Annotated in this window: 2 protein-coding genes; one reads left to right on the top strand and one right to left on the bottom strand. The window is 52.0% G+C overall.

Annotated elements, in window-relative coordinates:
- The first annotated feature begins 96 nt into the window (after positions 1-96).
- Positions 97-891, top strand: a complete 795-nt coding sequence (locus HMPREF2541_RS01900; protein WP_070541447.1) for a thymidylate synthase — start codon at positions 97-99, stop codon at positions 889-891.
- A 90-nt stretch (positions 892-981) separates the two neighbouring features.
- Here the strand turns inward: HMPREF2541_RS01900 and HMPREF2541_RS01895 are convergent, their stop codons facing one another.
- Complete coding sequence (locus HMPREF2541_RS01895; protein WP_141744172.1) at positions 982-1,794, bottom strand: hypothetical protein; 813 nt, start codon at positions 1,792-1,794, stop codon at positions 982-984.
- Between the last annotated feature and the right edge of the window lie 58 nt (positions 1,795-1,852).

The raw sequence follows: 1,852 nt of genomic DNA, 5'->3' as shown, positions 1-1,852 counted from the left end.
AAGTTCTTGACTTTCGATTACGGTATCTTTCCCTTTCCTCCCCACACCCTCAAACGTGTACAATACCCCCATTTCGACACCCAACCCAATCACACCATGCAACCCTATCTCCACCTCATGCAGCACATCCTCAGCCACGGCACCGACAAATCCGACCGCACCGGCACCGGCACCCGTTCCATATTCGGCCACCAAATGCGCTTCGACCTCGCCCAAGGCTTCCCCCTGCTCACCACCAAAAAGCTCCACCTGCGCTCCATCATCCACGAGCTCCTTTGGTTTCTCAAAGGCGACACCAACATCCGCTACCTGAAAGAAAACAACGTCTCCATCTGGGACGAATGGGCCGACGAAAACGGCGACCTCGGCCCCGTATACGGCTACCAATGGCGCTCCTGGCCCGCCCCCGACGGCCGGCATATCGACCAAATCGCCAACGTTGTCGAGCAAATCAAACGCAATCCCGACAGCCGCCGCCTCATCGTATCCGCCTGGAATCCCGCCCTCGTCGATGAAATGGCGCTGCCCCCCTGCCACACCATGTTCCAATTTTACGTAGCCGAAGGCCGCCTATCCTGCCAGCTCTACCAACGCAGCGCCGACGTCTTCCTCGGCGTACCCTTCAACATCGCCAGCTACGCCCTGCTCACCATGATGATGGCGCAAGTGTGCAGACTACAACCCGGCGAATTCATCCACACCTTCGGCGACGCCCACCTCTACAGCAACCACTTCGAGCAAGCCCGCCTCCAGCTTACCCGCGAGCCGAGAGCCCTGCCGCAAATGCAGCTCAACCCCGAAGTGAGAAACCTGTTCGATTTCCGCTTTGAAGATTTCGAACTGCAAAACTACGACCCGCACCCGCATATCAAAGCGCCAGTGGCGGTGTGATACTGACAACATAAAAGGCTACCTGAAAACGTAGCGCAGCGAAGTTTCTGCGCAGCTAAATTTTCAGGTAGCCTTTGGTTCCTCATTACCCTATCCAAGTGAGGCCAGCGAAGCTTGAATCACTTCCTCACTCAAGGGCTCGACACCGGGCAGATGATCATAGGCCTTCATCCAAACTTGGCGCGGGTTCGGCGCATCGGCTTGGCGGTTCCAATAAACGGTTTTGAGCCATAACAAAGCATCATCAGGACGACCGCGGCTCAACCATTCATCATCCATACGGCGGGTAAGCAAAATCTTGGCCGCATGTTGCAATTCATCGGCAGAATAGCGACCTTCGGCATAGTGCAGGCAGTAGGCATAACCAAGATTGCGCTCGGAGGTGTGCAAATTGCGGCTAGTAGGCATACTGTCACCACAATAATGCCGGTAGCCGATGATGCCCTCTTCGTAGGCTTCGGCCTGCAAGCAGCGACGCATATAGTCGGCTACCTGTGCAGTTTTAATCTGAGGTTTAGGATAAATATCCTCCAAACATTCGTTTTGCATCTGTTGATGCAGCTGCAAGGTTTGCCACCACAATTCCGGCTGGTCGACGCCGTCGCGGAACCACAGAGCCAAAGCCAGATTTTCATGTAAACAAATTTGTCTGAATAACTGATTAGCACCTGTACCACCTTCATTGACAGAAATACCGTAGCGCATCCATTCAATACTGCGCTCAAGAATGGGAAGATAGGGTTGATACCAACCAACTAGGGAAGCATTTAGCACACTCTCAAAGGTTGACATGCCAATATTTCCCATAGGTTTCTCTGGCGAAAATTTCTTATTTTTATCATACAGATAAGAGAATTCTAAAATTGATTCAAGGCGCTTAATAGGTAGGACTCTCACGGTCATAATATTCTCTCTTAAGGCTAAATTATTAGGGGCTTAGGAAGCAAAATTTATTTTAAAG

It is taken from the genome of Eikenella sp. HMSC061C02, from assembly GCF_001809035.1.
GTDB classification, from domain to species: domain Bacteria; phylum Pseudomonadota; class Gammaproteobacteria; order Burkholderiales; family Neisseriaceae; genus Eikenella; species Eikenella corrodens.
Note: the sequence above shows the minus strand (reverse complement) of the source record. Positions and strands in the feature narration are given on the sequence as shown.